The organism is Mesorhizobium sp. M0800 (assembly GCF_040320095.1).
Taxonomy (GTDB): Bacteria; Pseudomonadota; Alphaproteobacteria; order Rhizobiales; family Rhizobiaceae; genus Mesorhizobium.
The window spans coordinates 1-26,285 of the sequence record NZ_JAMYOZ010000047.1; the positions used below are offsets into that span (position 1 = coordinate 1).

At 61.3% G+C, this 26,285-nt stretch carries 24 protein-coding genes and 2 pseudogenes; 8 read left to right on the forward strand and 18 right to left on the reverse strand.

Translation table 11 applies throughout. From position 1 onward, the window contains the following. Positions 1-249: 249 nt before the first annotated feature. Positions 250-3,753: a carbamoyl-phosphate synthase large subunit gene (gene carB, locus NKI18_RS31135; RefSeq protein WP_352622610.1), complete on the forward strand. Its 3,504-nt coding sequence runs from the start codon at positions 250-252 to the stop codon at positions 3,751-3,753. A gap of 56 nt (positions 3,754-3,809) precedes the next feature. On the opposite strand, the gene NKI18_RS31140 is transcribed toward carB, so the two are convergent. The 9 genes and pseudogenes from NKI18_RS31140 to NKI18_RS31180 form a co-directional block, all read right to left on the reverse strand. After that, positions 3,810-4,253, reverse strand: coding sequence for a hypothetical protein (locus NKI18_RS31140; RefSeq protein ID WP_352622608.1), 444 nt, complete (start codon positions 4,251-4,253; stop codon positions 3,810-3,812). Between the two features lie 9 nt (positions 4,254-4,262). Further along, positions 4,263-7,373: an HD domain-containing protein gene (locus NKI18_RS31145; RefSeq protein ID WP_352622606.1), complete on the reverse strand. Its 3,111-nt coding sequence runs from the start codon at positions 7,371-7,373 to the stop codon at positions 4,263-4,265. A gap of 181 nt (positions 7,374-7,554) precedes the next feature. Further along, positions 7,555-7,818: pseudogene (locus NKI18_RS31150) on the reverse strand (RidA family protein); the annotation flags it as partial. A 3-nt stretch (positions 7,819-7,821) separates the two neighbouring features. After that, on the reverse strand, positions 7,822-8,289 hold the full coding sequence (locus NKI18_RS31155) for a hypothetical protein (protein ID WP_352622604.1): 468 nt from the start codon (positions 8,287-8,289) through the stop codon (positions 7,822-7,824). Further along, a complete protein-coding gene (locus NKI18_RS31160) occupies positions 8,290-8,679 on the reverse strand; it encodes a DUF6152 family protein (protein ID WP_352622603.1) in 390 nt (129 codons plus the stop codon). A 120-nt stretch (positions 8,680-8,799) separates the two neighbouring features. Beyond that, positions 8,800-9,537 (reverse strand): DUF899 family protein, encoded by a 738-nt coding sequence (locus NKI18_RS31165; RefSeq protein WP_352457556.1) that lies wholly within the window; start codon positions 9,535-9,537, stop codon positions 8,800-8,802. Between the two features lie 299 nt (positions 9,538-9,836). Next, entirely contained in the window at positions 9,837-10,262 is a 426-nt protein-coding gene (locus tag NKI18_RS31170) for a lysozyme inhibitor LprI family protein (RefSeq protein ID WP_352649079.1), read from the reverse strand. A 161-nt stretch (positions 10,263-10,423) separates the two neighbouring features. Then, positions 10,424-10,911: pseudogene (locus tag NKI18_RS31175) on the reverse strand (GNAT family N-acetyltransferase). Next, on the reverse strand, positions 10,904-11,725 hold the full coding sequence (locus NKI18_RS31180) for a transglycosylase SLT domain-containing protein (protein ID WP_352622717.1): 822 nt from the start codon (positions 11,723-11,725) through the stop codon (positions 10,904-10,906). The pseudogene NKI18_RS31175 and the gene NKI18_RS31180 overlap by 8 nt, the downstream one beginning before the upstream one ends. Positions 11,726-11,887: 162 nt before the next feature. Here NKI18_RS31180 and NKI18_RS31185 point away from each other — a divergent pair, with 162 nt between their 5' ends. Then, positions 11,888-12,457, forward strand: a complete 570-nt coding sequence (locus NKI18_RS31185) for a methylated-DNA--[protein]-cysteine S-methyltransferase (protein ID WP_352458416.1) — start codon at positions 11,888-11,890, stop codon at positions 12,455-12,457. Positions 12,458-12,509: 52 nt separating this feature from the next. Here NKI18_RS31185 and NKI18_RS31190 read toward each other — a convergent pair whose 3' ends face one another. Further along, a complete protein-coding gene (locus NKI18_RS31190) occupies positions 12,510-12,836 on the reverse strand; it encodes a hypothetical protein (protein WP_352622715.1) in 327 nt (108 codons plus the stop codon). Positions 12,837-13,135: 299 nt separating this feature from the next. Between NKI18_RS31190 and NKI18_RS31195 the strand changes: the two genes are divergently transcribed. Further along, a complete protein-coding gene (locus NKI18_RS31195) occupies positions 13,136-13,348 on the forward strand; it encodes a cold-shock protein (protein WP_023678332.1) in 213 nt (70 codons plus the stop codon). 332 nt (positions 13,349-13,680) lie between these two features. On the opposite strand, the gene NKI18_RS31200 is transcribed toward NKI18_RS31195, so the two are convergent. The 3 genes from NKI18_RS31200 to NKI18_RS31210 all read right to left on the reverse strand — a co-directional run bounded on the left by NKI18_RS31200 (position 13,681) and on the right by NKI18_RS31210 (position 16,151). Then, positions 13,681-14,289, reverse strand: coding sequence for a glutathione S-transferase family protein (locus NKI18_RS31200; RefSeq protein WP_352622190.1), 609 nt, complete (start codon positions 14,287-14,289; stop codon positions 13,681-13,683). 117 nt (positions 14,290-14,406) lie between these two features. After that, positions 14,407-15,261: an EAL domain-containing protein gene (locus NKI18_RS31205; RefSeq protein WP_352622192.1), complete on the reverse strand. Its 855-nt coding sequence runs from the start codon at positions 15,259-15,261 to the stop codon at positions 14,407-14,409. Continuing rightward, complete coding sequence (locus NKI18_RS31210; protein WP_352458412.1) at positions 15,258-16,151, reverse strand: EAL domain-containing protein; 894 nt, start codon at positions 16,149-16,151, stop codon at positions 15,258-15,260. The genes NKI18_RS31205 and NKI18_RS31210 overlap by 4 nt, the downstream gene beginning before the upstream one ends. Before the next feature lie 202 nt (positions 16,152-16,353). On the opposite strand from NKI18_RS31210, the gene NKI18_RS31215 reads away from it, so the two are divergent. Further along, entirely contained in the window at positions 16,354-17,556 is a 1,203-nt protein-coding gene (locus NKI18_RS31215; RefSeq protein ID WP_023678337.1) for a pyridoxal phosphate-dependent aminotransferase, read from the forward strand. A 6-nt stretch (positions 17,557-17,562) separates the two neighbouring features. Here the strand turns inward: NKI18_RS31215 and NKI18_RS31220 are convergent, their stop codons facing one another. Both NKI18_RS31220 and NKI18_RS31225 read right to left on the reverse strand, forming a co-directional pair. Beyond that, positions 17,563-17,958, reverse strand: coding sequence for a (R)-mandelonitrile lyase (locus tag NKI18_RS31220; RefSeq protein ID WP_352622195.1), 396 nt, complete (start codon positions 17,956-17,958; stop codon positions 17,563-17,565). Positions 17,959-17,988: 30 nt separating this feature from the next. Next, a complete protein-coding gene (locus tag NKI18_RS31225) occupies positions 17,989-18,588 on the reverse strand; it encodes a methyltransferase family protein (protein WP_352450428.1) in 600 nt (199 codons plus the stop codon). Positions 18,589-18,732: 144 nt separating this feature from the next. Between NKI18_RS31225 and NKI18_RS31230 the strand changes: the two genes are divergently transcribed. Then, positions 18,733-19,599, forward strand: coding sequence for an alpha/beta fold hydrolase (locus NKI18_RS31230; RefSeq protein WP_352622199.1), 867 nt, complete (start codon positions 18,733-18,735; stop codon positions 19,597-19,599). 163 nt (positions 19,600-19,762) lie between these two features. Next, positions 19,763-21,814 carry an elongation factor G gene (locus NKI18_RS31235; protein WP_352458409.1) on the forward strand — a complete coding sequence of 684 codons (2,052 nt, stop codon included), beginning with the start codon at positions 19,763-19,765 and terminating at the stop codon, positions 21,812-21,814. A 511-nt stretch (positions 21,815-22,325) separates the two neighbouring features. Here NKI18_RS31235 and NKI18_RS31240 read toward each other — a convergent pair. After that, a complete protein-coding gene (locus NKI18_RS31240) occupies positions 22,326-22,529 on the reverse strand; it encodes a hypothetical protein (protein WP_352622201.1) in 204 nt (67 codons plus the stop codon). Positions 22,530-22,630: 101 nt separating this feature from the next. On the opposite strand from NKI18_RS31240, the gene NKI18_RS31245 reads away from it, so the two are divergent. Both NKI18_RS31245 and NKI18_RS31250 read left to right on the forward strand, forming a co-directional pair. Continuing rightward, entirely contained in the window at positions 22,631-23,128 is a 498-nt protein-coding gene (locus tag NKI18_RS31245) for a methyltransferase family protein (protein WP_352622203.1), read from the forward strand. A 248-nt stretch (positions 23,129-23,376) separates the two neighbouring features. Further along, on the forward strand, positions 23,377-24,150 hold the full coding sequence (locus NKI18_RS31250) for a hypothetical protein (RefSeq protein ID WP_352622206.1): 774 nt from the start codon (positions 23,377-23,379) through the stop codon (positions 24,148-24,150). On the opposite strand, the gene NKI18_RS31255 is transcribed toward NKI18_RS31250, so the two are convergent. Beyond that, complete coding sequence (locus tag NKI18_RS31255; RefSeq protein ID WP_023678345.1) at positions 24,147-25,043, reverse strand: LysR family transcriptional regulator; 897 nt, start codon at positions 25,041-25,043, stop codon at positions 24,147-24,149. The genes NKI18_RS31250 and NKI18_RS31255 overlap by 4 nt on opposite strands. Before the next feature lie 98 nt (positions 25,044-25,141). Next, on the reverse strand, positions 25,142-26,116 hold the full coding sequence (gene trxB, locus NKI18_RS31260) for a thioredoxin-disulfide reductase (protein ID WP_352622208.1): 975 nt from the start codon (positions 26,114-26,116) through the stop codon (positions 25,142-25,144). Positions 26,117-26,285 lie beyond the last annotated feature (169 nt).

The following is a 26,285-nucleotide window of genomic DNA, read 5'->3' on the forward strand; positions in this document are numbered from 1 at the left end:
CCCTACTCCCCTACTCCCCTACTCCCCTACTCCCCTACTCCCCTACTCCCCTACTCCCCTACTCCCCTACTCCCCTACTCCCCTACTCCCCTACTCCCCTACTGCCCTACCCGCATTTTAGGGGGTTACATCCGGCAAAACTCTTCCCTATAAGGCCCTCCTAGCCTGATACCAGAATCGCGAGCACAACCGGCCGGGTCATCCCGTCCGGCTTTTTGTGCAAGCCGCCCGCCGAAACGGACCCTCGACATGCCAAGACGCACCGACATCAAGTCGATCCTGATCATCGGGGCCGGCCCCATCGTCATCGGTCAGGCCTGCGAATTCGACTATTCCGGCACCCAGGCCTGCAAGGCGCTGAAGGAAGAGGGCTTTCGCGTCATCCTGGTCAACTCCAATCCGGCCACCATCATGACCGATCCGGAACTGGCCGACGCCACCTATATCGAGCCGATCACGCCGGAAGTTGTCGCCAAGATCATCGCCAAGGAGCGGCCCGATGCGCTGCTGCCGACCATGGGCGGCCAGACCGCGCTCAACACCGCTCTTTCGCTGCGCCGCATGGGCGTCCTCGACCGCTATCAGGTCGAGATGATCGGCGCCGACGCCACCGCAATCGACAAGGCTGAGGACCGCGCGCTGTTTCGCGAGGCGATGAACAAGATCGGCCTGGAAACGCCGAAGTCGATGCTGGCCAACGCCACCGACGTCAAGAATGCCGACCGCAAGACGCACGAGGCCGAGCGCGCCGCGCTGAAGGCGGAAAAGCCCGAAAATCTCGACGCCGCGCTCGATGCTCTGGAAACGCGCTGGAACCTCGGTGAGGGCGACCGCAAGCAGCGCTATATCAGCCATGCCATGGCGATTGCAGCACAAGCGCTCGACCATGTCGGCCTGCCCGCAATTATCCGCCCCTCCTTCACCATGGGCGGCACCGGCGGCGGCATCGCCTACAACCGCGCCGAATTCTTCGAGATCGTCCAGTCCGGCCTCGACGCCTCGCCGACCACCGAAGTGCTGATCGAGGAGAGCGTGCTCGGCTGGAAGGAGTATGAGATGGAGGTTGTCCGCGACAAAGCCGACAATTGCATCATCATCTGCTCGATCGAGAACATCGACCCGATGGGCGTGCATACCGGCGATTCGATCACCGTCGCCCCGGCGCTGACGCTGACCGATAAGGAATACCAGATGATGCGCAACGCCTCGATCGCGGTGCTGCGCGAGATCGGCGTCGAGACCGGCGGCTCCAACGTCCAGTTCGCCGTCAACCCGGCCGACGGCCGCCTGGTGGTGATCGAGATGAACCCGCGCGTCTCGCGCAGCTCCGCGCTCGCCTCCAAGGCGACCGGTTTTCCGATCGCCAAGATCGCCGCCAAGCTCGCCGTCGGCTACACGCTGGACGAGCTCGAGAACGACATCACAGGCGGAGCAACGCCGGCGTCGTTCGAGCCGAGCATCGACTATGTCGTGACCAAAATCCCGCGCTTTGCCTTCGAGAAATTCCCCGGCGCCGAGCCGGTGCTGACCACATCGATGAAATCGGTCGGCGAGGTCATGGCCATCGGCCGCACCTTCCAGGAATCGCTGCAGAAAGCGCTGCGTGGACTGGAGACCGGCCTGACCGGTCTGGACGAAATCGAGATCCCCGGCATCGGCCATGGGACGACAGCTGCCAGCCACGTCGACGACCGCAACGCCATCCGCGCCGCCTTGGGCACGCCGACGCCGGACCGGCTGCGCATGGTGGCGCAGGCGATCCGCATGGGCACCTCGCTGGAAGACGTGCACGCCATGTGCAAGATCGACCCGTGGTTCCTCGAGCAGATCGCCGGCATTCTCGACATGGAAGCGCGCATTCGCGAGCACGGCATCCCCGAGGACGCCGCCAATCTGCGCATGCTGAAGGCGATGGGTTTCTCCGATGCCCGCCTCGCATCCCTGGTCAGGAAGGACGTCGAAGAGATCGAGAAGATTAGGCGTACACTCGACGTTCATCCGGTCTACAAGCGCATCGACACTTGCGCCGCCGAGTTTGCTTCGCCCACCGCCTACATGTATTCGACCTATGAGGTGCCGTTCGCCGGCGCGCTCGCCAACGAGGCGCAGGTCTCATCGCGGAAAAAGGTCGTCATCCTCGGCGGCGGCCCCAACCGCATCGGTCAGGGCATCGAATTCGACTATTGCTGCTGCCACGCCGCGTTTGCGCTGCGCGACGCCGGCTTCGAGGCGATCATGATCAACTGCAACCCGGAGACCGTGTCGACCGACTACGACACCTCCGACCGGCTCTATTTCGAGCCGCTGACGCCGGAGGATGTGCTGGAGATATTGCGCGCCGAGAAGGCGTCCGGCGAGCTGGTCGGCGTCATCGTCCAGTTCGGCGGCCAGACGCCGCTGAAGCTGGCGGATGCGCTGGAGAAGGCCGGTATCCCGATCCTCGGCACCTCGCCCGACATGATCGATCTCGCCGAGGACCGCGACCGCTTCCAGAAGCTGCTGCACAAGCTCGGCCTCAGCCAGCCGAAGAACGGCATCGCCTATTCGGTCGAGCAGGCCCGCCTGGTCGCCGGCGAGCTCGGCTTCCCGCTGGTGGTGCGCCCGTCCTATGTGCTCGGCGGCCGCGCCATGCAGATCATCCACGATGAGAGCATGCTGCAATCCTATTTGCTCGACACCGTGCCCGGCCTGGTGCCGGAGGACATCAAGCAGAAATACCCCAACGACAAGACCGGCCAGATCAACACGCTGCTCGGCAAGAACCCGCTTTTGTTCGACACCTATCTGTCGGGCGCCATCGAGGTCGACGTCGATTGCCTCTGCGACGGCAGGTCGACCTACGTCTCCGGCATATTGGAGCACATCGAGGAGGCCGGCATCCATTCGGGCGACTCGGCCTGTTCGCTGCCGGTGCATTCGCTGCCTTCCGAGCTGGTCGACGAGTTGGAGCGCCAGACGGCAGCGCTTGCCCGCGCGCTCAATGTCGGCGGGCTGATGAACGTGCAATACGCGATCAAGGACGGCACCGTCTATGTGCTGGAGGTCAACCCGCGTGCGTCGCGCACCGTGCCCTTCGTCGCCAAGACCATCGGGCGTCCGATTGCCAAGATTGCTGCCCGCATCATGGCCGGCGAAAGCCTGGAAGACGCCTTCGCCCATTACGGCGCCATGCCCGACCCACGCAATCCCGGCCACATCGCGGTCAAGGAAGCGGTATTCCCGTTCGCCCGCTTTCCCGGCGTCGACATCCTGCTCGGCCCGGAAATGCGCTCGACCGGCGAGGTCATGGGTCTCGACCGCGACTTCGCGCTGGCCTTCGCCAAGAGCCAGCTGGGGGCGGGTGTTGATCTCCCCCGCGCAGGCACGCTGTTCGTCTCGGTGCGCGACGAGGACAAGAAAGGCATCTTGCCGGCGGTCAAACGCCTCGCCGGCCAGGGTTTCAAGGTGCTGGCCACCTCAGGCACGCAACGCTTCCTCGCCGAAAACGGCGTCGCCGCCGAGAAGATAAACAAGGTGCTGGAAGGCCGCCCCCACATCGAAGACGCCATCCGCAACCGCCAGGTGCAGATCGTCTTCAACACCACGGACGGCCAGAAGGCGGTGTCGGACTCGAAGTCGCTGCGTAGGGCGACGCTGATGCAGAAAGTGCCGTATTACACGACGCTGTCCGGTGCGGCCGCGGTGGCGGAGGCGATCGCGGCGCTGCGGGCGGGAAGCCTCGAGGTCAGGCCGCTGCAGGAGTATTTTGCGTAAGGTTCCAATCCGTCCAAGAGCTTAAGACGTCGAAGGTGCCGACGAGTATTTACAACTCATAGTAGCGGTAAGACAATTTTGTACAATGCGACTAGATATACCAATACCATAAAGAATATACTTACGATTATATAAGACTCGTACCACCGAAGCGCGTCTCTGAACCGAACTGGTTTTCGCGACTTACCAAATGCAACGACCTCGATCTCCGATTCATCTTCTCGATAGTTCAGCCAAGCAAATAGCCCACTAATCAGCGCTGCTATACAGATAGCTGACACCGCAACAGCACACCAAAAAAGTCCCCAACTGCCAAGTCTAGCTAGGTCGCTGCTCAAACTACGATCAGCCACGCCCTTCACTATGCTAAATTGAGCGGCCAATATCGCTACCAAAACAGCCTGATAAAAAGCTGCAATAATAAATGTCGTTTTATTTAACTCTTTCTTTTGATCCAGGATGTACTTGTATCTCTCCAGCAAGTACGGATTCTCGCTCATAGTGGCCCCTCAGTAGGCGAACGATTCAATAGCCGAGTCTCTCCGATCCCATGCAAATGGGTCGAAAATCGTCGAGTTCGTATCCTGCAATGCCTGCACAAATGCCTGAGAATCTTTCATGTAGTTCTTCAGCCATTCGAAGCCAGCCTGGCTAATAGCTCGATCGAGCAGGTCTTCATTGAAGATATCCCAACTCCAGCGGAAACTCCGCAGCAACTCTATAACCAACAGGTTCGCGGCCAATGAACGGAATTCATCTAGATCACCTGACGTACCCATCGAAAAGAGCAACTTTGCTAGGGGCACCCCCGGCGCGAGATACCTTTCCCGATTTGAGACGAAACTGCCTGCCACACCTAGTCCTCGCGCCTGGATCGATGGGCCGGGCACATTGAGCCGATCACCGCTCGTAGAGCGAGTGGCGCGAAGCCGCTCGCGAGCTTCCCGTAAGACATGCCAGAACTTGATATCCTTCTGAGCGATCTGCTCGTAAACCGCAACGGTCGAGAGCCACTGCGGATTGCCCTCGCGCTTGACCCAACGAAGCTCTAGCTGCCTAGCTTCCTGGGAAGCTACGATCTCGGCGATCTCAAAAGAACCTTTTATATTTTCCTCAACATAACCAGACGAATTTAGGTTACACACGGTCACACCAGCCGGGTGAGTGCCGCTCTTATTTCCAAGTGTAGCAAGAATCTTTGAGGTAGTGATATCTGACGGTGCCTCTTTAACAAAATATTCTATTGATTTATAAAGAGGAGACTCAACTGTCCAAAATTCTTTCGATTTGCTAAGTTCACTAATTGTAATATTTGACCGGCCGTTGGAGTCTTCAATAAGCACGAGCGGAACCCTCGACATCGATTCTGAAAGGAGGATCGGCTTAGATGCAGGCACTGACTGACCAATCAAAGGAGTAGCGATGTAAGGAGCGACTCCAACAGCACGCGAAAGCGAGTGACTATCGCTAGCAGAAAGCCGTTTAATCTCGTCAGAGATATGGCGGGCATACAACTCATAAATAGTCTGCAACATCTGCCTCTGTTCGGCAGTCTCTTCGAGAGCTGAGCGCGCCACGTTCGTGCGTGGGGCGCCCTTGCCTATGGAATTTGCCACGGCAAGGATAACAGGCGCCCTAAACCCCGGAGTGCTGTGCTCGACGGCTACGCCCTCGACGCAAGTAGCGATTGGGGCAGGATCTTCATCATCAGCAACAAGCTCCCGTTCGCGTGGCACATCGACAAAACTCCAATCCTGAAACAATTCATCTTTCGCTACGGCAAATGCCAACGTCACGCCCGCCTTGGTAAATTCCTTTACCTCCACTTCTCTTTTGTATCGAGAACGCCGTCGGGAGGAAGAAGCCAAGTAAGACTGAATCGCCTCCTTTGGTGACTGATAACCAATAACTATGGGATCGTCATTGTTGATCTTGACCCTAACGGCGCACCTGGGAAACATTAGCCACGACTTCGCAACTCTCAATACGTCACCGATGCGGGCCGTCGGCCTCAGAATCATCTTTACGGCGGTGCCGTGAGGATACATTGGCAATTGATCCCGGTTGGACACTTTGTCAAGAAGCTTGATTAGGTACTTTCCATGAACTGATCTGAGAGCAATTCTTCTTGCCTCTTCTTCATCGTCACTGCATGTGGTAATCTCGACGTCATCCGAAACCATAAAAGCGGATAGTACCCCAATGCCAAAGCGACTTATTGAGTGGAACTCCGGGAACTTCTCTTTAAACTTTGCATCTTGATAGCGGGAGGACCCAACTTTTAGTAAATGGCTCTCGATTACCTCCTGTGACATGCCGGTCCCGTTGTCCAATACCGTCAAAGAACGCTCCGCGTCATTCCAGATAATTTCTACAACTCCCCGTTTTTCAGATTCGACACCATCAATATCAGCCTGAAGTCTAACGGCATCCAAAGCATTCTGTGTAAGTTCTCTTAACACCACAGTAGTATCATTGTACAACGTGTGACCGGTCAAAAGATCAAGTATTTTATGCTGATCTAATTCAAACTCAAAAGAATCAGTAAGGAATCCTTCAGTATCGATGAAATCTGTATCTATATGACGCCAAGGAAAATTATATGGATCAACTACGTCCCGGCTTGATTTTTGAATTGCCGCATAAGATTGATTCATCTCCTTTTCCGCGTAGGACAAATAGCTAGTGAGCCCGAAAAATCCGTCTGGCTCTTTGAAGGTCGCGTGCACTTCTATCGTATCCGACTGCACCGACTTACTCACGTGACCCTCTCGGTCCCTACCGAGGGCGGCACGCACGGTCCGCACCGCGCCTTGCTTCTGCCACTCGACTTGGCTGATTGGGTCATTTGGGTTTATAAGCTGATACAGGACTCCCGGCGCGCGCTGCCTAGTAATCTGAAGCAGATCGACGGTCCTCAGTATAACCGCGCAGTATTGTAGATTGACTGTTTCGTCAGAACTTCCGTACGGCTGAGATGTTTTAAAGACGGATGTGTCATCTATACTGGCGAGCGTGTGACTTTCACAAATCAAGGCAAGATCGCGCCTTACAGTATAATCTAAAGGCTTCAGCAAATCTTCAAGAATTTTGCGTATGGCCGCCGACGAATTGTCATCATCCAGAATGGTCCCGTCCAACCAGGCACGAACACGCTTTCCGTGGCTGTATCGAACGAATTCTTGATATCGCAGTCGATCGGCATCTTCTTGTGGCATCTGCTCCAGACGAGCAACAAATTCTTTGTGTTTTTCGGATGGCAGCACAGGATTAGCCAAAAACGTTTTGTAATCAGGGTTCTTTGATCGATTTTTGTACTCATCCTGGCTAATAAGAAGGCCGAGATCGTGAAAATAGACAGATAGTACAATCATTAACCAATCGGCCGGCGTCATGTGATTCTTTGTTTCGTCGGGAATCACCCAGTCCACAGTTTTTAACATATCGACAACGTGGGAAAAGCTATGGTCTGTATACTGATGAAAGAAGCCCAGAGATTTCCATTCTGAAAGAATTTTCTGAACTGCCGATCTTATCTGATGTATATTGACAGGAAACGCCGGAAGTTTTGTAGCTTCTTCCGCACGCAGCTCCGCTGCAGTAAATGATCCCTCAGTCATTGTTCCCCCCAAAACCTCAAGATATGTACAATGATTTTGGTCTTCGAGGAAGGGGGATAACCGCAGTTGTTTATGTACATGAAAGTACGCGCGGCTTCGGAACGTTGCGTGAGCGAGGGACCGATTTACATACGCATGCTCACTAAGCACTTTGGCCGCGAGATGACGAATGCCGCCGAGGTCACCCCACCGCCACACACTCGATCTCGATATCGAACTCCATCGGCCACGATGCCACCGGCACGAGACTGCGCGCCGGCGGATTCACGCTGAAGTACTTCGCATCGACCCGGTTGATGGCGTTGTAAAAACCGGAATTGACGGCGTAGATGCGCACCATCACCACATTGTCGAGCGAGGTGCCCGCCGCTTCCAGGCAACGTTTCAGCGCCTTGAGCGACGCCTCAGTCTGCTTTTCGATGCCGCCGCACACCATCTCTTCGGTCTCTTAGAAAAAACCAATAAACCGTCCGGCGAACAGCACGGATGTCCACAGCACCAGCGAAAGCCCCGCCAGGACGGTAGTGGCCCCACCAGCCGGCTCGTCACCGCCTGTTGCGCGGCAGACGCGCAGGAAGGCGAGGAAGTTGACGCCGGCGAGAAGGATCAGCGCCATCTTGGCGAGGAAAATCGGCATCGCCGCATATTCGCTCGCCCGGACTGAAAACAGCAGCGAGCCGGTGACCAGCGCACCGCCGAACGCGGCAACTGCGGTACGGCGCAGCAGCGCCACGAACGGTGCCTGCGGCAGCGAGCGGAAGGCGCCGAGGATCCTGAGGTCCATGAGCCAGACGCTGGTCAACAGCGCGCCGATCGACATGATGTGGAGCGCATTGACGATGGGGTAGGCGAGGAAGGAGGCCTTCAGCCCCCGTACCAAAGCGAGTTGCTCGATACCGGCAAAAAACCCGTCCATTCAGGCCGGCGGCACGCGCTCGGGATAGACATCATAGGTCTTGCCGCCGACGATGATGCGCACCGCCTTCATGCGCTTTTCGCTCTCGTCGCGCGAGCGATGGCCGATCGCGGTCACCTCGTCGCCGACCTTGGCAACCTCCTCGGTGAAGCCGGCGGCGATCGTGCGCGACGGCGGCGCCATCTCCACCCGCCAGACCTCGCCCTCCGCGTCGACGTCCAGGGTGGCATGCGGGTTGCCGATATAGATGGCCGTGATCTTGCCTTTGAGTTCGAAAAACCCGTCCTGCGTCCACGACCAGCCGTGATGGGCATAGGCCGCACTGACGGCGACAAGGATCACCGCCGCTGCCAGCGTGATGCTTCGCATCTTGTTGAAAGGCGACTGCATCGCTCGTCTCCCCGGTTCCGGCACTAGAGGGTAGGTCAGCGCGCTGCAGCGTCAAATCACATCGGGACAAGAGCCCGGCACCGGCAGGATTTCCCGATACGCCGACAGGGAATGCCAAGGTCAGTGGCAGCAATCATACTGCAGCTGCTCGTCCCAGTCCGGCCGGCCCTCCGGCGCGAAATCCATCAGGTTCCACAAGATCTCGCAGGTACCGATGGCGCGCGGGTCCTGGCCGGGTTCCGGCAGCGTGAAACCCAGCTCGGAGCTCCAGAAATGCCTGATACCGTCGGCATCGCGGTGGAACACCGACAGGACGGGGAGTTGAGCGCCGGCTTCGTCCTCGGCGTGATAATCGCGCTTGAAATTGTTGCCGGCCGAGGAGACCAGCCGCATGTTTGTCCAGCCACGGTCGCGGCCGAGCGTCAGCAGATTTTCCAGCGCCATCTTGCCGACCACGGCGAAATTGAATCCGGCGGCTTCGAGATGGCCGATGGCGCCGTCGAACTGATCGAGCAGCGCCGTGCAGGACGGGCACGGCTGATCCTGCCGCGCAAGCTTCGCCGTGCCGCCGCTGGTCGCGACGTCGCGTGTCTCATTCGGATGGCGCGGAAACATCATGTTATAGATGAGCAGCGTGTCTTTGCCGGGCGCAAACAGCTCCGACAGCTTGACCTTGGCCGGCTTGCCGTCGGCGCCAAGCCCGTCGAACACATAATCCTGCGGCACCAGCCCGCCCTTGGGCAACGCGCGGCGGGCGACGGCTACATCCTCCATGGCGCGGCGCAGCTCGATTTCCTTCTGCAAAAGGGTGTCGCGGGCGGTGCGGTATTCAGCGGATTCGTTGGGAAAGCTGATCATCGTCATCTCCATCTCTTAGGATTTTGACCACGCGCGCCAAGGTTCCGGCAACGCGCCTTGCCTCTCAAGGACGCATGGCGAAGGGCGGTTCCGACATTTTTTGCGGCGGGCGGCAGAAGTCCCCCTCACCCGGATTGCCAACCGAATTGCGAAGGGCAATTCGGGGCAATCCGACCTCACCCCGAGGGGAGAGGAGGTCGTCGGCGTTGATGCCAGCCTCTTCTCCCCGGCGGGGAGAAGGTGGCCGCGAAGCGGCCGGATGAGGGGGACCCCCATATGCGATTGCCAATCGGCAGACGCTACTGCGCCGGCACCGGGCAGCTGACCTCGCCTTCCGGGCAATTGAGATAGTTCTCGAAATCCTTCACCCGATCATTGGTGAGCGCCCGTTGGCAATCGTAGACGACCATCGGATACATGCTGCCGGCGCCCTCGCGCGGGCCGCCCTGGAAAGCGCATTCGGCGTCGCGGAAAGCGACCCAGTGGCGCTGCGCATCGACCAGCAGCTTTTTCGTCGCCGCATCGTCCTTCAGCCGCCCCTCGATCTGCTTGTAGGCGCTATTGAGTTTGTCGTCGGCCTTGTCGAACGCATTCCCTGCACATTCATTCAAGGTCCCCTGGTCCTGCGCATTGGCGCAATCGTCGGCCCGCGCCACGCCCGCGAACAGCGGAACGGCGAGGATCAAGGTGGCGAGGCCGGTTCTGGAAAGCAAAAGCCGCATCATGTTTCTCCGGTTTCGTCAAAGCTCCCGCGCGAATTGCAACATTGACGCCCGGACCGGCAAGACGCGACCTGCCGCCTGGTGGACATTTCCCTTCCGGATCCTGCGCTCGGTCCCTGCCCTCCACCATGGCTCCGGGCGTTCGTCGGCTTGCCGACCGCGCCTCACCCCGCCCAATCCACCTCGACCATCCCCAGCCGCTGATAAAGCCGCACTGCGGCGGCGTTCTCCACCGTATTGGTCTTGAGATCGACATGCGCAGCACCCCTTGCCTGAAACACCGCAAAGGCGTGGCGCATCAGCGCCTCGGCGATGCCGTTGCCGCGTGCCTCCGGGTGGACGGCAAGATCCTTGACGAAAGCCCGCGTCCAGCAGAGCGCCGCGCCCGCCAGCCGGCCCTTGCCGTCGATGACCAGGAAACACAAAGCTGGGTCGAATTCCGCGTCGGCCGAAATGCGTGGCCACCATTCGTCGAACGGCCCGTCGGCGCCGTCGTCGAACACCGCGGTCAACAGCGTATGCAAAGCGAGTGCATCGGCGGCTTCGAAGGCGCGCATGAAAAACCTTCGGGCCAGCGCGGCGCCAGAAGCGTGTCGTCGAGGATCTTGCGCAGGCGGATGTCGTTTGGCGCCGGCGGACGCGGCTCAGGCATCGGGCTGCATGCGGCGCCGCAAGCTATCGCTGCCGAGCCCGGTTTCTCCGAGCAGCCCCTTGCGCTTGGCGTCGTAATAATAGCCGCTCTGGTAGAGCCGGTCGGCGCGCTTGGGGTTGCCGCCTGAGACCAGCCAGGCGCCGCGCAGATATTTCACCGCGTATTTCAAATTGGTCTCGGCATCGAACAGGCCGCTTGCCGGCCCGTCATAGCCCATGCCGCGCGCCGTCGCGTGCTTGATCTGCATCAACCCCCAATGGCCGTGATTGTAGGCTTTCGGGTTGAAGGTGCTCTCGCGGTTGACGACGCTGCGCACCAGATCGACCGGCACCTGGTAAAGCGCGGAATATTTCTCGATCAGCCGCTCGATCTCGCTGCGGCCGCCGGCGCTCGACTGACCCTCGGTGGGATCGATCGCGGTCAGAGCGGCCGGGTTCTGCGGCACCGTGTAGGAAACCGGCTGAACGCCGGGCATGGCCGCGGTCTGTTGGGTGACCGGCATGGCGACGGCTGGCGTCGCGGTAACAGGCAGGGCATTGGCGGTCATGACGGCGGGGGTAGTTGCCGCCAGCGGCGTCGGCCCGGCAAAGGCGGCGGCCGGCTCGATCGGCAGCGCCGCTGTCTGGGCGACGCCGGACGGCTCCGGCAGCACCGAAACCGTGTCAGGCAGCGCCAACGTAAAGCCGGCATCGGTATTGGCCGTATTTTCGGTGAAGGCCGGCGTCGGGGTCACCGGCGAAGTCGAGGTGCAACCGCTGAGAGCGGCCACGGCCAACACCGCCGCAAGGACGGGAAAGAGGAATTTTGCTGGCAAGCGGCGCTCGGGTCCGGTTCGTCGGGTGTTAAGAAGTCCTTACACCAGCATCTTTCCCCGGGCAATCCGCGGTAGCCGGTGGTTTTCGGGTGGCGAGCCGGGCCGCGAAATGCGATATTGTTCTGGATTTGTACTTCGAAGGATTCCGGAAAGGAGCACGCCATGGACGCCTCTCATGCCACCGCCGGCCACGCGGTCTTCGAAACCGTGCTCGGCTTCATGGGCATCGCCTGGAGCGATGCCGGACTGACCCGGCTCTGCCTGCCGCAGCGCAATCGCGACGCGGTCGAACGCCGGTTGCTGCGGCATGCCGCCGCCGAGCAGGCTGCGAAGCCCGAGCCGCAATGGGTTGCCGAGCTGATCGCGTCGATCAAGGCCTATGCCGCCGGCGAGGATATCGATTTCTCCAACGTGCCGGTCGATCTCAGCGGCGTCGACGAGTTCCGCCTGGCGATCTATGACGCGGCGCGAAAACTCGCCTTCGGCGAAACCACCACCTATGGCGAACTGGCCAAACGGGCCGGCCATGCCGGGCTGGCGCGTGAGACGGGCGCCGCACTCGGCGCCAACCCGGTGCCGCTGGTCATCCCCTGTCACCGCATCCTTGCCGCCGGCGGCAAGATCGGCGGCTTTTCCGCCCCTGGCGGCTCGGCCACCAAGGAAAAGATGCTGGCAATGGAAGGCGTACGCGTCGGCCCGCCGCCGCCGGCGCAGGTGTCGTTCGGGTTTTAGGGGTGCTGATATTCAGGCGAGGCCGGCACCCGGCGCACCATTTCGTCCCACTCTAATCCGGAAGCAGGCGCCGGCGAAAACGCCGGTCGATCTCCACCCGCTTGCATTTGTAGACGGTGCAGGAATTCGTGTCGGTGCTCGGCACCGAGGCCCGCGCCCTGACCTCGCCGATGTCGCAGAATTGCTGGCTCCGCACGTAGCGGTCGTAGAGCGCCAGCCCCGGCACGCGCGCCGATCGATAGCGCAGGATGACCGCACCCTCGCGCGCGATCGTCGCCTGCACCTTGCCGCAGCTCATGCGGGTCGGGTCGTAGCGCGAGCCCGCCTGCGCCTCGGCGGCCACCAGCGTCAGGCAAGCGGCAAGCAGAACGATTTTCATGTCCCTCTCCCCAAAACCCGGTCGCGCCCGAAGCCGGCGCGATCCTCCCGGATCAGGCGCGCAGCGACGACGCTCTCACGCGATTGGGGCGGCCGTTGGGCGGCGTTGCCGCCGCGCCATTTTCCGCCCCGTCTTGTTTTTTGCGCGAAAGCATATTATATGCGGTCCATTGATATTTCGGCCGATCGATCCGGGCCTCGCGATCTTCGCGTTTGCTGACGTTCTATCTCCAAAATCTCGATACAAACCGGCTGGGTTTCGGTCCAGTCAAACTAGAGCAAACGTAAAGGACTATCGAAATGGCAACAGGTACGGTCAAGTGGTTTAATTCCACCAAGGGTTTCGGCTTCATTCAGCCTGACAGCGGCGGCGCGGACGTTTTCGTCCACATCTCCGCAGTCGAGCGTGCTGGACTGTCGACCCTGGTCGAAGGCCAGAAGATCAACTTCGAGATCGAGCAGGACCGCCGCACTGGCAAGTCGTCCGCTGGATCTCTGAGCAAGGCAGCCTGATTTTGCGAATGGCGCGCGCCGGGCGATAGCCCGGGGCGCGCGGCAAGTCACGGATGTACTGGCGGTCGCGCGAGAAGCGCGCCGGAGCGAAAGACCCCGACAAGCCGAAGCAGCAGATTGCTGCCGGCCCGGCCAAAGCGCTCCCGATCAGGCTACCAAGCATGGGAAGGCGGGATTTTGTCCCGCCTTTTTGCTGTCTGGATTTTAAACGCCGACAATTGGCGAAACCGGCGATACAGCTCCTTCTCCCCGTATAGTGACGGGGAGAAGGACGCTTTCGCCGAAGCTTTCGCCAATTGTCAACGTTGCTCAGCAAAGTCGGCGAGTTGCACTCAACCCACCCACTCCAGCGGCACATGCCCCGGGTCGGCCTCGACCCTTTTCAGCCAGGCGGCCACCGCCGGATAGGCGTCGAGCTGAAACCCGCCCGTCTCGGCCGTGTGCGTATAGGCATAGAGCGCGATGTCGGCGACGCTGAGCACATCGCCGGCGAAGAAGCTGCTCCCGGCCAGGTGGTTGTCCATGACGCCGAGCGCCTTGTTGCCGCGCTCCAGCGTCAGCGCCAGCCGCTCGGGCGTTGCGTCCTTGGCTCTTTCAGGGAAGGTCAGCAGCGCCCTGCGCACGGCGATATAAGGCTCGTGGCTGTATTGCTCGAAGAACAGCCACTGATAGGCCAGCGCGCGTTCGTATCTGTCCGCCGGCAGAAACCGCGTGCCTTCGGCGAGATAGAGCAGGATGGCATTGGATTCGGCCAGCCGGCGGCCGTCGTCGAGTTCGAGCAGCGGCACCATGGCGTTCGGATTTTTCGCGACATAGTCGGGCTTGCGCGTGTCGCCGGTGTGCGAGCTGACCTCGACATTGGTGAAAGCGATGCCGAGCTTGGCCATCAACAGGCGCGGCTTGTAGCAATTGCCGCTGTCGATCATTCCATAGAGTATCATCGGTGCTCCCCCTTGCTCGCAACCACCCGTCTCAGGGCTTGATCCAGCGTCTATCGCGGCAGCGGCGGCTTCATCCAGTGATTTGTTTTGGCGTAACCATCAGCGCCGCTGATGCATTCATCCGAACAAGGGGATGACGTTGTTGTCCCTGCCAAGCAGCCTGTCGATCGACAGCGGCTCCTCGTCGAACAGCGTACCGGCCAGCGCCGGCCGGGCAAGGTAAAAGCCCTGCAGCAGGTCGACGCCGCCATCCAGCGCGACGCGCAGATGCGTGGCGTTCTCGACGCCTTCGACCAGCACCTTGGCGCCACGGTCGTGCAGCGTCGAAACTAGCGGCCGGAAAAACCGCTCGGCGGCGGCATGGCGGCAGAATTCTGCGAACCAGGTGCCGTCGATCTTGACGATGTCGGGCTGCACCAGCGCTACCCTTTCTTCGGTCGAATGCCCGGTGCCGAAATCGTCGATGGCGATGCGGACGCCGTCGCGCCGCATCTCGCGCGCCAGGCTGACAAGCACCTTGTCGCCGGCCGCCTGCTCGGTAATCTCGCAGACCAGCATGCCGGGATGCAGGCCGAAATCCGTCAGATGCCTGGTCATCAGCCTGATTTCGGCCAGCGCCCGTGCGGGGTCATCGTTGATCAGCGGATTGTAGTTGAAGAAGAGGTCGAGCCCGTCGACGCCGATGTTGCGGAAGTTGCGCAAATGCAGCACCCGGCACATGGTTTCGACAAACAGCCGATCCGCTGCCGGCACACCTTCGAAGAAGATTTGCGGCGCCACCGGCCTGCCGGCACGATGCGGCTCGATCAGTCCCTCGACCGCGACGGCGGCGAGAAACCTGCCGCGCGGCGCGAAGACCGGCTGGTAGGCGCTCCTAAGCCGGAATGCGCCGTAGACGCCATATTCGATGCCGACCTCGTCGGCAAAGATCGCTTCGCCGACCTTGCGCCGCATGTCGGCCCGCCCGGTCACGATGCCACCCTGCGGCCAAAGGCCCGCATCGGCCGCCGCGATGGCGAAACGGCCGCGGGAACTTTGTCCTTATCGGGCGACACCGCTGATGCCTGCCCGGCCTTGTCGAAGACGTGAAAGCTGGTCGGTGCAAGCTCCGGGCGTGCCAGCACGAAGCCTTGCACCATCGAGGCGCCCGACTTTTCGGCAAGCTCAAGCTGCCAGCCCGTCTCGATGCCCTCGAATACCGTACGGATGCCTTGCTCTTCGAAGCTTGTCACCATAGCGGTCAGCAAGGCGAAGCCGGCACCGGACTCCATCAGCGTCATGATCCAGTCGGCGTCGAACTTGACGATGTCTGGCCTGAGTTCCTTGATGCGATTGATGTCGGATTCGTCGGCGCCGTAATCGTCGACGGCAATGCGCAAACCATTGCCCCTGAGCGCCTCGACGAAATTGTAGAGCGTTTCCTGCGACGCCGATTTCTGCTCGGTGACCTCGCAGACGACGCGGCGCGGATCGATGTCGGCCTCATGCAGCACCAGCCGCATGTCGCGCAGCGCCTTGTCGGCGATGCTGCGGTCGGTGAACACCGATGGATCGAAATTGATGAAGATGGAGGCGTCTCGCGGCAGGCAGGCGCCCGCGTTCAGAAGGTGCAGCGTCCGTGTCAGCGCCTCGATATGCAGGCGGTCGACCGCCGGACAGCTGTTGAAGAAACTCATTGGCGGCTGCGGCTCGCCTTCGCGGAACGGCCGGATCAGCCCCTCGAACGCGACGACGGAAAGCTTGCCCTTGTTGAAGGCGAAGATCGGCTGGAAAGCGCTTTGCAGCGTATAGACCCCCCAGACACCGCTGGCGGTGCCGTCATCATGGCGGATGATATGGGCAAGCCCGATGCTGCGCGTCACGGTTCCTCGCTGTGCGAGACTGGCGGACCGGCTACGGTCCTGCCGTTCTAGCTTTTACCGATCGTTGGTGAATTTATTGTTGCCAGCATTGCGCGCTGGCTCATTCGACAATGCCTGCGCTGGGCTTGCGCTTGACCAGATGATGCGACATGAGAGGCGCCGCGGCGCCTTCGCCCGCCGGTCTTTTCTGGAGATATCTGTCATGGCCTTTCTTGCCGACGTCCTTTCCCGCGTAAAGCCTTCCGCGACCATCGCGGTGACGCAGAAGGCGCGCGAGCTGAAAAACGCCGGCCGCGACGTGATCGGGCTGGGCGCCGGCGAGCCGGACTTCGACACCCCCGACAACATCAAGCACGCCGCGATCGAGGCGATCCGCCGCGGCGAGACGAAGTATCCGCCGGTATCCGGCATTGTGCCGCTGCGCGATGCGATCGCAAAAAAATTCAAGCGCGAGAACAATCTCGACTACCGGCCGGAGCAGACCATCGTCGGCACCGGCGGCAAGCAGATCCTGTTCAACGCCTTCATGGCGACGCTGAACCCCGGCGACGAGGTGATCATCCCGCGGCCCTACTGGGTGAGCTATCCCGAAATGGTGGCGATCTGCGGCGGCACCTCGGCCTTTGCCGACACCTCGATCGACAACGGCTTCAAGCTGACGGCGGCCGTGCTGGAAAAGGCGATCACGCCGCGCACCAAATGGCTGTTGATGAACTCGCCGTCGAACCCATCGGGCGCCGCCTATACCGAAGCGGAACTCAAGAGCCTGGCCGACGTGCTGTTGAAGCACCCGCATGTCTGGGTGCTGACCGACGACATGTACGAGCACCTGACTTATGGCGACTTCGTCTTCAAGACCATCGCCGAGGTCGAGCCTAAGCTCTATGAGCGCACGCTGACGATGAACGGCGTGTCGAAGGCCTATGCCATGACCGGCTGGCGCATCGGCTATGCGGCAGGCCCGGTGCCGCTGATCAAGGCGATGGACATGATCCAGGGCCAGCAGACCTCCGGCGCCTGCACCATCGCCCAATGGGCGGCGGTCGAAGCGCTGAACGGCCCGCAGGATTTCATCCCGAAGAACAAGGCGATCTTCCAGGGCCGGCGCGATCTCGTCGTCTCGATGCTCAACCAGGCGCGCGGCATCACCTGTCCGTCGCCGGAGGGTGCGTTCTACGTCTATCCCTCCTGTGCCCAGCTGATCGGCAGAAAGACCAAGAGCGGCAAGGTGATCGACAGCGACGAAACCTTCTGCTCGGAACTGCTCGAGGCCGAGGGCGTGGCGGTTGTTTTCGGCTCGGCCTTTGGCCTCGGCCCGAACTTCCGCATCTCCTACGCCACGTCGGAGGCTCTGCTCGAAGAGGCCTGCACGCGCATCCAGCGCTTTACCGCCGCGCTGGTCTGAGACGTTTCAGCCGCCATACTGCTCGTCGTTCACCTTCTCCAGCCAATCGACATGCACACCCTCGAGCGCCTCCTGCATGGCGATGTGGGTCATCGCCGATTTGGGCGCGGCGCCGTGCCAATGCTTTTCGCCGGCCGCAAAGGAGATGACGTCGCCGGCCCTGATCTCCTGCAGCGGCCCGCCCCAGCTTTGCACGAGACCGGCACCGGATGTGACATAGAGCGTCTGGCCGAGCGGATGCGTGTGCCAGTGGGTTCGGTCGCCGGGCTCGAAGCTGACCAGCGTGGCTCTGAGCCGCGCCGGCGCCTCTTTCTCGATGATCGGCGTCTGCAAAACCCGGCCAGTGAAGTATTTTTCCGGCGCAACAATCGTCGGCACGCTGCCGCAGGCAATAATCTTCATCGTCGCAAGTCCTCGATTCAATCCAGTGTCTTAGACCCTACCACTTTCGTCCGATGCCGGCTGCATCTCCTGCCGGCTGCGGGCAAAACGCGGCCAGAACAGACCGGTCCGCGTGCGGTAAGCGTCGTAGGCATCAGCCAACCTTGTCCGCGAAAATTTTCGCTCTTCGTCCAAGGCCGCGATCACGTAGATCGTAACGATGCCGGCGACCGGCACCACCGCCCAGACCGACCAGGTCGCGATACCCCATCCGATCCAGAAGATGATGTAGGACGTGTAGAACGGATGCCGGACATGGAGATAAGGGCCTTCGGTCACCAGGCTGTCGGGATTGTCAGGATCGAATGCGAACCGCAGCCCCGCCTTGCGGGAGACCGAGATCGCCCACCAGAACAGCGCCGAGCTTGCCAGTTCGATGGCGAGCCCGCCGATCTTCGCCGCCACCGGCTGCCGCTCGATCCACAGCAGCGCAAGAAAGAACAGCGCCGTGCCGACCACGACGGCCGAAATGATCATCGCGCCTTGAGACATGGTCTGCGACTGGAAATGCGCGCGCATCGACCAGGCATATTGGCCGAGCGTCGCGATGCTGCTGATCGAGACGAGAAGGTCGAGCGTGGATTCCATCATCAGGCTCCGGGGTTTAGCTGTGGTGGATTCGTTCATCATACCCGGCGCAAGCCGAGAAATCATTTCTTAACCACCGTTCTAAACAACATGGTGACCTCGGCATGCGATGTTGACCTGGAGACAATCCCAAGGTCCAAACCAGATATGGCCGTTTCCCACCGCACGATCCGCACGCCGCAAGCGGATTTGCGCCTCAGCCAGTCGTCGGGACCCGGCATCCCGCTTGTCCTGATCCACGGCTCGGGCAGTTCGCGCGCCGTATTCGCCCGCCAGTTCGACAGCCCGTTGGCCGCTGCCCATCGGTTGATTGCTTTCGACCTGCCCGGCCATGGCGAATCGTCGGACGCCCGCGATCCGGCGACGGACTACACCATCGCCGGCCTTGCCCAATCGGCGGCTCAGCTCCTCGATACCTTGGGCATCGGCCGCGCCGTCGTCTTCGGCTGGTCGCTTGGCGGGCACGTGGCAATCGAACTCGCGAGTTTTCACCGCGCCGTCGGCGGGCTGATGCTGACCGGCGCGCCGCCGGTATCGAAGGGTCCTTTCGGCATGCTGCGCGGCTTCCACGCGCATTGGGACATGCTGCTGGCGTCCAAAAAGACGTATTCCGAACGCGATGCCGAGCGCTTCGAGACGCTGTGTTTCGGCGACACCGCCGATCCGTCCTTTCGCCAAGCCATCCTGCGCACCGACGGCCGGCTGCGCGCCGCGGTGACGCGCGGCATGCTCACCGGCAAGGGCGCCGACCAGAGACAGGTGGTCGAGCAGGCCGCGTTTCCGGTCGCTATCGTCAATGGCGAGAACGATCCGTTCGTCCGGCTCGGCTATTTTGAGACGCTCGCCTACGGCTCGCTGTGGGAGCATTGCCACATCATCTCCGGCGCCGGGCATGCGCCTTTCTGGGAGCGGGCGGACCTGTTCAATCCGCTGCTCGCGCGCTTTGCCGAGACGGTGGCGGTGCAGCGCGTCGACGCACCCCCGCTGGCGTCGCGCCTAACCGGCACCGGCTGAACCGGCCCCAACTTCAAATCCCTTCAACCTCAAATCCCTTGCCCTCCCGGCCTGCCCGTGGGACGATGCCCTTTGGGTAGGTGGCAAATTGAAAAAAGCCTCGCCCGCGACGGCCGACAGGCCGGCCGCCGCTCACAGGGAAACGCCTGAGTGGAGGTCAGCCATGGGTACTCGCGCCGGAGGACGACGCACGGGACCGAAATGCATTGCCATAGTCGGTCCCTTCGCAAGCGGTAAGACGACACTTCTCGAAGCCATACTCGCCCGTACAGGCGCCATTCCCCGCCAGAATCCCGTTTCGTCCGGAAATACCGTTTCCGATCATTCGCCCGAGGCGCGCGCTCACGGCATGAGCGTCGAGGCGACCTTCGCCACCACCGATTTCATGGGTGAGCCGTTCACCTTCGTCGATTGTCCCGGCTCCATCGAATTCTCCTTCGAAGCCGAGCCGGTGCTGGCCGCCTGCGACGTCGCCGTGGTCGTCGCCGAAGCCGACGAGAAGAAGATCCCTGCCCTGCAGCTGATCATGCGCAAGCTCGACGATCTCGGCGTGCCGCGCATGCTGTTCCTGAACAAGGTCGACAAGGCGATAGCAGGTGTGCGCGACACGCTGAAGATGCTGCAGCCGGCAAGCTCGGTGCCATTGCTGCTGCGCCAGATCCCGCTGCGCAAGGACGGCGTCGTCATCGGCTCGATCGACCTCGCTCTGGAGCGTGCCTACATCTACCGCGAATATGCCGAGAGCGAGGTCGCCCAGATCCCGAGCGACGACAAGGCGCGCGAGCTCGAGGCGCGCTTTTCCATGCTGGAGACGCTCGCCGACCATGACGACCGGCTGATGGAGCAATTGCTGGACGAGATCGAACCGCCGAAGGATGCGATCTTCGACGATCTTGCCGCCGACCTGCGCGACGGCATGGTGACGCCGGTGCTGATCGGCACCGCCGAGAAGGGCAATGGCGTGCTGCGCCTGTTGAAGGCGATCCGTCACGACGCACCCGACATCGAGGCGACGCGCCAGCGCCTCGGCGCTCCCGATGGCAATGCCACCGTGGTCCAGGTGATGAAGACCATCCACACCGCGCATGGCGGCAAGCTGTCTGTGTCGCGCATCCTGTCCGGCCAGGTCGCCGACGCCGCCGAGCTGTTCCTTTCCAATGGCGAAACGGCAAAGGTCTCCGGCATCTACAAGATGCTCGGCAAGGACCAGGTCAAGCTGACTTCGGCCAAGGCCGGCGACACGGTCGCGCTCGGCAAGCTGGACGCCGTCAGGACCGGCCAGACGCTGAGCTCGACCAAGGGCGGCATCCAGCCGCTGGTCACGCTGGCGCCGCCACAACCGGTCTTCGCCTTCGCGCTGCGGCCGAAAGAGCGCAAGGACGAGGTCAAGATGTCGGCGGCCATCCAGCGCCTGGCCGAGGAAGATCCCTCGCTCAACCTGCATCACAACCAGGATTCGGCCGAAACCGTGCTGTCCGGCCATGGCGAGATGCATCTGCGCGTCGTGCGCGAGCGGCTGGAAGGCAAGAACCAGATCCCGGTCGAAGGCCATGTGCCGGCTGTGCCCTACCGCGAGACGATCCGCAAAGCGACGCAGCAGCGCGGCCGCCACAAGAAACAATCAGGCGGCCACGGCCAGTTCGGCGACGTCGTGATCGAGATCAAACCGCTGCCGCGCGGGTCAGGCTTCCAGTTCACCGATACGATCACCGGCGGCGTCGTGCCGAAGACCTACATCCAGTCGGTCGAGACCGGCGTGCGTGACTACCTGAAGTCCGGGCCGCTTGGCTTCCCGGTCGTCGATGTTGCCGTCAACCTTTCCGACGGCTCCTACCATGCGGTCGATTCCTCCGACATGGCCTTCCAGATGGCGGCGAAGCTGGCGATGAAGGAAGGCATGGCCGCGTGCTCGCCGGTGCTGCTCGAGCCGGTGATGAAGGTCGAGATCGTCACGCCGTCCGACGCGACGTCGAAGATCATTGCGCTGATCCCGCAGCGGCGCGGCCAGATCCTCGGCTACGACGCGCGGCCCGACTGGCCCGGATGGGACGTCGTCGAGGCGACCATGCCGCAAGCCGAGATCGGCGACCTCATCATCGAGCTGCGCTCGGCCACGGCGGGTGTCGCCAGCTACCGGGCCGTCTTCGACCACATGGCCGAACTCACCGGCCGGTTGGCCGACGAAGCGCTGAACGCCAATGGCAAGGCCGCCTGAGCTGCCTTTGCGGCCCAACAGGAAACGGCGCCCGGATCATTCGGGCGCCGTTTCTTGCGGACCGTCTTCGTGGGAGGCGAAACGGCAGGTCCGCCGCATGCTTGCCGCCGGTGTTTTGGCGGAGGAAGGTTCGGACGCGGTAGCTGCCTGAGCCCGGGTCGTCCGAGTGATGCCCCCATCCCCCGGACGAGCCACACCGCGTCCTGTGCTCTGCTTACTCGATTTGGCGTGCCCACGCATGTTACCCGAGGTTACATGTCACTGTTACGCGCCAGTTCCGGCCGATTTTCTGGCGATGTGTTGGTTTCGGGCAACAAAAAAGCCGGATCAATGAAGACCCGGCTGAGTTTGATTGGAAGTGCCTGTTAAGGCTAACCTCCAGAGGGGAACACTCGAGAGCGCTAATGGGAGGAGAACGCGCTCAGGAGATGATCTATATATGTGCTCTTCATGCCCAAGAAACAAGCATCTATTTTGCAACACTCACATGCAAAAAGGTGCCGGCTGTGGTCTAATCCGTCCCGAAGCGCAATAGGACCAGTTGAATCGCTGAAATATAGCCTGCGGCAAGGCAAAAATCGATCCGCGGCCGCGAATCAGCAGCGATTCCTGCTCGGAAAGTCGAAAAACGCAGGATGACGTGGAATCGTGCAGCAGGCGTTTGTTTTTTCGGCAGCCAGACCTTGCTGGTGCATGCCGCCCAAAAGCCCGCCATCGAGCTTGACCTGAGGGTGCAGCGGTTTGGGTTACATGCCGGACAAGACCTGAAGCGCGTTGCAGGAGACCGTTCAAGGCCGCGCCCGTAAGGAGAGCTATATGCGAGCCACTTCGGCGATCGCCGGCAGCGTCATCTTCCTTGCTGTAGCGCCCGGCGTGGTCGCCGGACTGTTGCCTTGGCTGCTGACCGATCGCTATCGCCTGCCCTGGTCGAGACTGCCCGGTTTCGTTCCTGTGGGCTGGCTGCTGGTTGTCGCCGGCACAGCCATACTGCTGCACGCCTTTGCCCGGTTTGCCCTGGAGGGCCTGGGTACCCCCGCCCCGGTCGCGCCGACCGAAAGGCTGGTCGTCGGCGGCATCTACCGCCATGTCCGCAATCCGATGTACGTCGCCGTGCTGTCGATCGTCCTCGGCCAGGCACTGCTGTTTTCGAGCTGGACGGTCGCCGCCTATCTAGTCATCGCCGCGGCCGCCATGATCTCCTTCGTGAGACTATATGAGGAACCGACGCTTGCCCGCCGCTACGGCGACGAATACGAGGCCTACCGCCGTGCCGTACCAAGCTGGCTGCCCCGCCTGACACCTTGGCGCGGGTAATTTCTGGACGCCGACAATTGGCGAAACCGGCGAGACAGCTCCTTCTCCCCGTCACTATACGGCGGAGAAATGGCAGGCGGTGAGGGCGGCGCGACACATCAGGACTACCAAACCGCGGAGCCCAAGTACGACATCAGACAAAAAGGCTGGTGCTGCCCCATCTGGCTGCCGCTATCTTCTCCGTTATAGTGACGGGGAGAAGGACGCTTTCGCCGATCGCTGTTTGGGGTGTTGTAGGGTCGACATAAATGAGCTTTTCAGAATTTCAGCCACGCCATGTGCTCTGCATGCTGGGAAGGCAGGGTGGATATTCTGAGCTGTGTCGCTCAATTCAGTCGGCAATCGACAATTTCGCCCCGGGGTTTGAAATTGATACGCACTTTTCGCAGGACGCGCCGGATGATCGCATGGTTGAGTCGTTCGATGTGTCTTGGGATCGGGTACATAAGGGGGGACGGACTAAAGAGGACGAAGCGGCCGTCCATGAGCACGGTTGCGTGATTTATGTACTTGGTCCCCATATGGATATCGAAAGTGCCGTTGAGACGTCGGCAATCGCCCTTCGCTTAATCGTGCATGCACTGAACAGTGATGCTATTGCCGCAAAAGGCGAGAGTGCTGGCATTGCGCACGGTGCGGCTCGATGGAAACAACTTGGCCGTGATGCGGAAAACGCGGAGGACGGCCCGAGTTTAGCACGTACTTGCCGCCTTGCCTTCAGCAAGCGGCCGTTAAGTGACGGAGAGTTCTTCTGTAGCGTCGGTTTCCATCTCGTCGGTCTGCCAGAGGTCTTCGCGCCAAGGAGTCTTTCCGACGATGAGCTGGTGCTCAGCTCGATAATCGACCGTGTTGCCGATGAGATGTTTACCGAAGGCGTCGGGCTGAGTTTAGTCCGTAACAATGGGATACTGCTACCCATCGAAGCGTACGAAGAAGACGACTTCAAATTCAACCCGTATGGTGCCGTCTACTTGGGCGAGCACGGCAAAAAGGATACCTTGTCGACAGGATCTAGAAACTAAAACGACCAGCTGCGCGCCTTGGCGATGATGAAATCGCGGAAGACATGCAGCTTCGCCTGGTTCTTCATCGCGTCGGGATAGGCGAAATAGGTATCGAAGGACGGCACTTCGGTCTCGGGCAGCAACTGCACCAGCCCGGAATCCTTGCTGACCACGTAATCGGGCAGCATGGCGATGCCGGCGCCGCCCTGCACCGCGCGCTTGATCGACAGGATGTCGTTGATCTGCAGCGTCGGTACCCTTTGCCCGCCTTCGAAATCGCCGACCGTCTCCAGCCAGTTCAGTTCCGACAGATGCGCCGGCACCGGCACGCCGAAGGTGACGATGCGATGGGTTTTCAGCTCGGCGATGGAATTCGGCTTGCCGTATTTGTTTACGTAGGATGGCGCCGCGTAGAGATGAAAATGCACGGTGAACAGGCGACGCTGGATGAGGTCGGGCTGCTGCGGCTGGCGCAGCCGGATGGCGCAGTCGGCCTGACGCATCGTGAGATCGAGCTCCTCATTGGCCAGGATGAGCTGCAGGCTGACCTCGGGATAGAGCTCGATGAATTCCTGCACGCGCTCGGTCAGCCAGCCGGCGCCGAGGCCGACCGTGGTCGTCACCCTGAGCACGCCGGAAGGCCGGTCCTTGGTTTCGGTCAGTCGCGACTTGATGGTTTCGAGCTTCATCAGCACGTCGTGCGCCGTGCGGAACAGCATCTCGCCCTGCTCGGTCAGCACCAGGCCGCGGGCGTGGCGATTGAACAGCGGCACGCCGACGTCATGCTCGAGCGCGCTGACCTGCCGCGAGATCGCCGATTGCGACAAATGCAGTGTTTCGGCGGCATGGGTGAACGACCCCGCTTCCGCCGCGGCGTGAAACACGCGTAGCTTGTCCCAATCCAACGCCATGATTTCCCCTCGTCCTGTTTTCTGGCGTCCGCCTGTTTTCGGCGTCTGAATGAAAAATCAGGCTTTTGCGCGGCTTTTCTCAGCCGCTTATCGAACAATCACTCCGCCGCTTCGCGGTGAACCTCGATCCCCGCCAGATATTTTTCCGCCTCGAGCGCGGCCATGCAGCCGAGCCCGGCCGCCGTCACCGCCTGGCGGTAGATGTCGTCGGTCACGTCGCCGGCGGCGAACACGCCCGGCATGTCGGTGCGGGTCGAATCCGGCGCCGTCCACAGATAACCGTTCGGCTTCTGCTTCAGCTTGCCGGCAAACAGCTCGACCGCCGGCGCGTGGCCGATCGCCACGAACACGCCGTCGACCACCAGATGCATCTCCTGCCCGGTCACCACGTTGCGCAGCTTCAGCCCTTCGACCGAAGGCGGCAGCGGCGCCTTGCCGGGCCTGCCGGTGATCTCGTCGACCACCGTGTCCCAGATGACGCGGACATTATCTTTCCGCAGCAGCCGCTCGCGCAGGATGCGCTCGGCGCGGAAATCGCTGCGCCTGTGGATGACGGTGACGCTCTTGGCCAGGTTGGAGAGATAGAGCGCTTCCTCCACCGCCGAATTGCCGCCGCCGATCACCGCGACATCCTTGCCGCGATAGAAGAAGCCGTCGCAGGTGGCGCAGGCCGAAACGCCAAATCCCATGAAGGTCCGTTCGCTCGGGATGCCCAGCCATTTCGCCTGGGCTCCGGTGGCGATGATCAGCGCGTCGGCGGTATAGATCGTGCCGGAATCGCCCTTGGCGCGGAACGGCCGCACGTTGAGGTCGACCTCGGTGATGATGTCGTTGACGATGTCGGTGCCGACATGCTCGGCCTGCCTGAGCATCTCGCTCATCAGCCATGGACCCTGGATCGGTTCGGCGAAGCCCGGATAGTTTTCGACATCGGTGGTGATCATCAGTTGCCCGCCCTGCTGCAGGCCGGCGACCAGCATCGGCTTGAGCATGGCGCGGGCGGCATAGATCGCCGCCGTATAGCCGGCGGGGCCGGAGCCGATGATGAGAACAGGCGCGTGCTTGGTGATCATGAAAAGCCTCTGCGGGGAGCAGCCATGGATTGTGGCATGAACTCTCGTCGATTGTTGCGCGTAATGTAAGTGTTGCCTGCGACGCCAGCAAGGCAAGTTGCCGTTCGTCCCCGGAAAGCTTCGGCGCCGGCGACGGCGACAAGCAACCCGCAGCAAGATGATGCGAAAA

Coding starts and splice junctions, on each gene's coding strand:
- NKI18_RS31255 (WP_023678345.1), bottom strand. CDS start 25,043: ATGGCGTTGGATTGGGACAAGCTACGCGTGTTTCACGCCGCGGCGGAA.
- NKI18_RS31250 (WP_352622206.1), top strand. CDS start 23,377: ATGAGCTTTTCAGAATTTCAGCCACGCCATGTGCTCTGCATGCTGGGA.
- NKI18_RS31195 (WP_023678332.1), top strand. CDS start 13,136: ATGGCAACAGGTACGGTCAAGTGGTTTAATTCCACCAAGGGTTTCGGC.
- NKI18_RS31140 (WP_352622608.1), bottom strand. CDS start 4,253: ATGAGCGAGAATCCGTACTTGCTGGAGAGATACAAGTACATCCTGGAT.
- NKI18_RS31185 (WP_352458416.1), top strand. CDS start 11,888: ATGGACGCCTCTCATGCCACCGCCGGCCACGCGGTCTTCGAAACCGTG.
- NKI18_RS31230 (WP_352622199.1), top strand. CDS start 18,733: ATGGCCGTTTCCCACCGCACGATCCGCACGCCGCAAGCGGATTTGCGC.
- NKI18_RS31160 (WP_352622603.1), bottom strand. CDS start 8,679: ATGCAGTCGCCTTTCAACAAGATGCGAAGCATCACGCTGGCAGCGGCG.
- NKI18_RS31220 (WP_352622195.1), bottom strand. CDS start 17,958: ATGAAGATTATTGCCTGCGGCAGCGTGCCGACGATTGTTGCGCCGGAA.
- NKI18_RS31190 (WP_352622715.1), bottom strand. CDS start 12,836: ATGAAAATCGTTCTGCTTGCCGCTTGCCTGACGCTGGTGGCCGCCGAG.
- NKI18_RS31200 (WP_352622190.1), bottom strand. CDS start 14,289: ATGATACTCTATGGAATGATCGACAGCGGCAATTGCTACAAGCCGCGC.
- NKI18_RS31170 (WP_352649079.1), bottom strand. CDS start 10,262: ATGATGCGGCTTTTGCTTTCCAGAACCGGCCTCGCCACCTTGATCCTC.
- NKI18_RS31245 (WP_352622203.1), top strand. CDS start 22,631: ATGCGAGCCACTTCGGCGATCGCCGGCAGCGTCATCTTCCTTGCTGTA.
- NKI18_RS31215 (WP_023678337.1), top strand. CDS start 16,354: ATGGCCTTTCTTGCCGACGTCCTTTCCCGCGTAAAGCCTTCCGCGACC.
- NKI18_RS31155 (WP_352622604.1), bottom strand. CDS start 8,289: ATGGACGGGTTTTTTGCCGGTATCGAGCAACTCGCTTTGGTACGGGGG.
- NKI18_RS31225 (WP_352450428.1), bottom strand. CDS start 18,588: ATGATGGAATCCACGCTCGACCTTCTCGTCTCGATCAGCAGCATCGCG.
- NKI18_RS31240 (WP_352622201.1), bottom strand. CDS start 22,529: ATGGCGGGCTTTTGGGCGGCATGCACCAGCAAGGTCTGGCTGCCGAAA.
- NKI18_RS31165 (WP_352457556.1), bottom strand. CDS start 9,537: ATGATCAGCTTTCCCAACGAATCCGCTGAATACCGCACCGCCCGCGAC.
- carB (WP_352622610.1), top strand. CDS start 250: ATGCCAAGACGCACCGACATCAAGTCGATCCTGATCATCGGGGCCGGC.
- NKI18_RS31145 (WP_352622606.1), bottom strand. CDS start 7,373: ATGACTGAGGGATCATTTACTGCAGCGGAGCTGCGTGCGGAAGAAGCT.
- NKI18_RS31235 (WP_352458409.1), top strand. CDS start 19,763: ATGGGTACTCGCGCCGGAGGACGACGCACGGGACCGAAATGCATTGCC.
- trxB (WP_352622208.1), bottom strand. CDS start 26,116: ATGATCACCAAGCACGCGCCTGTTCTCATCATCGGCTCCGGCCCCGCC.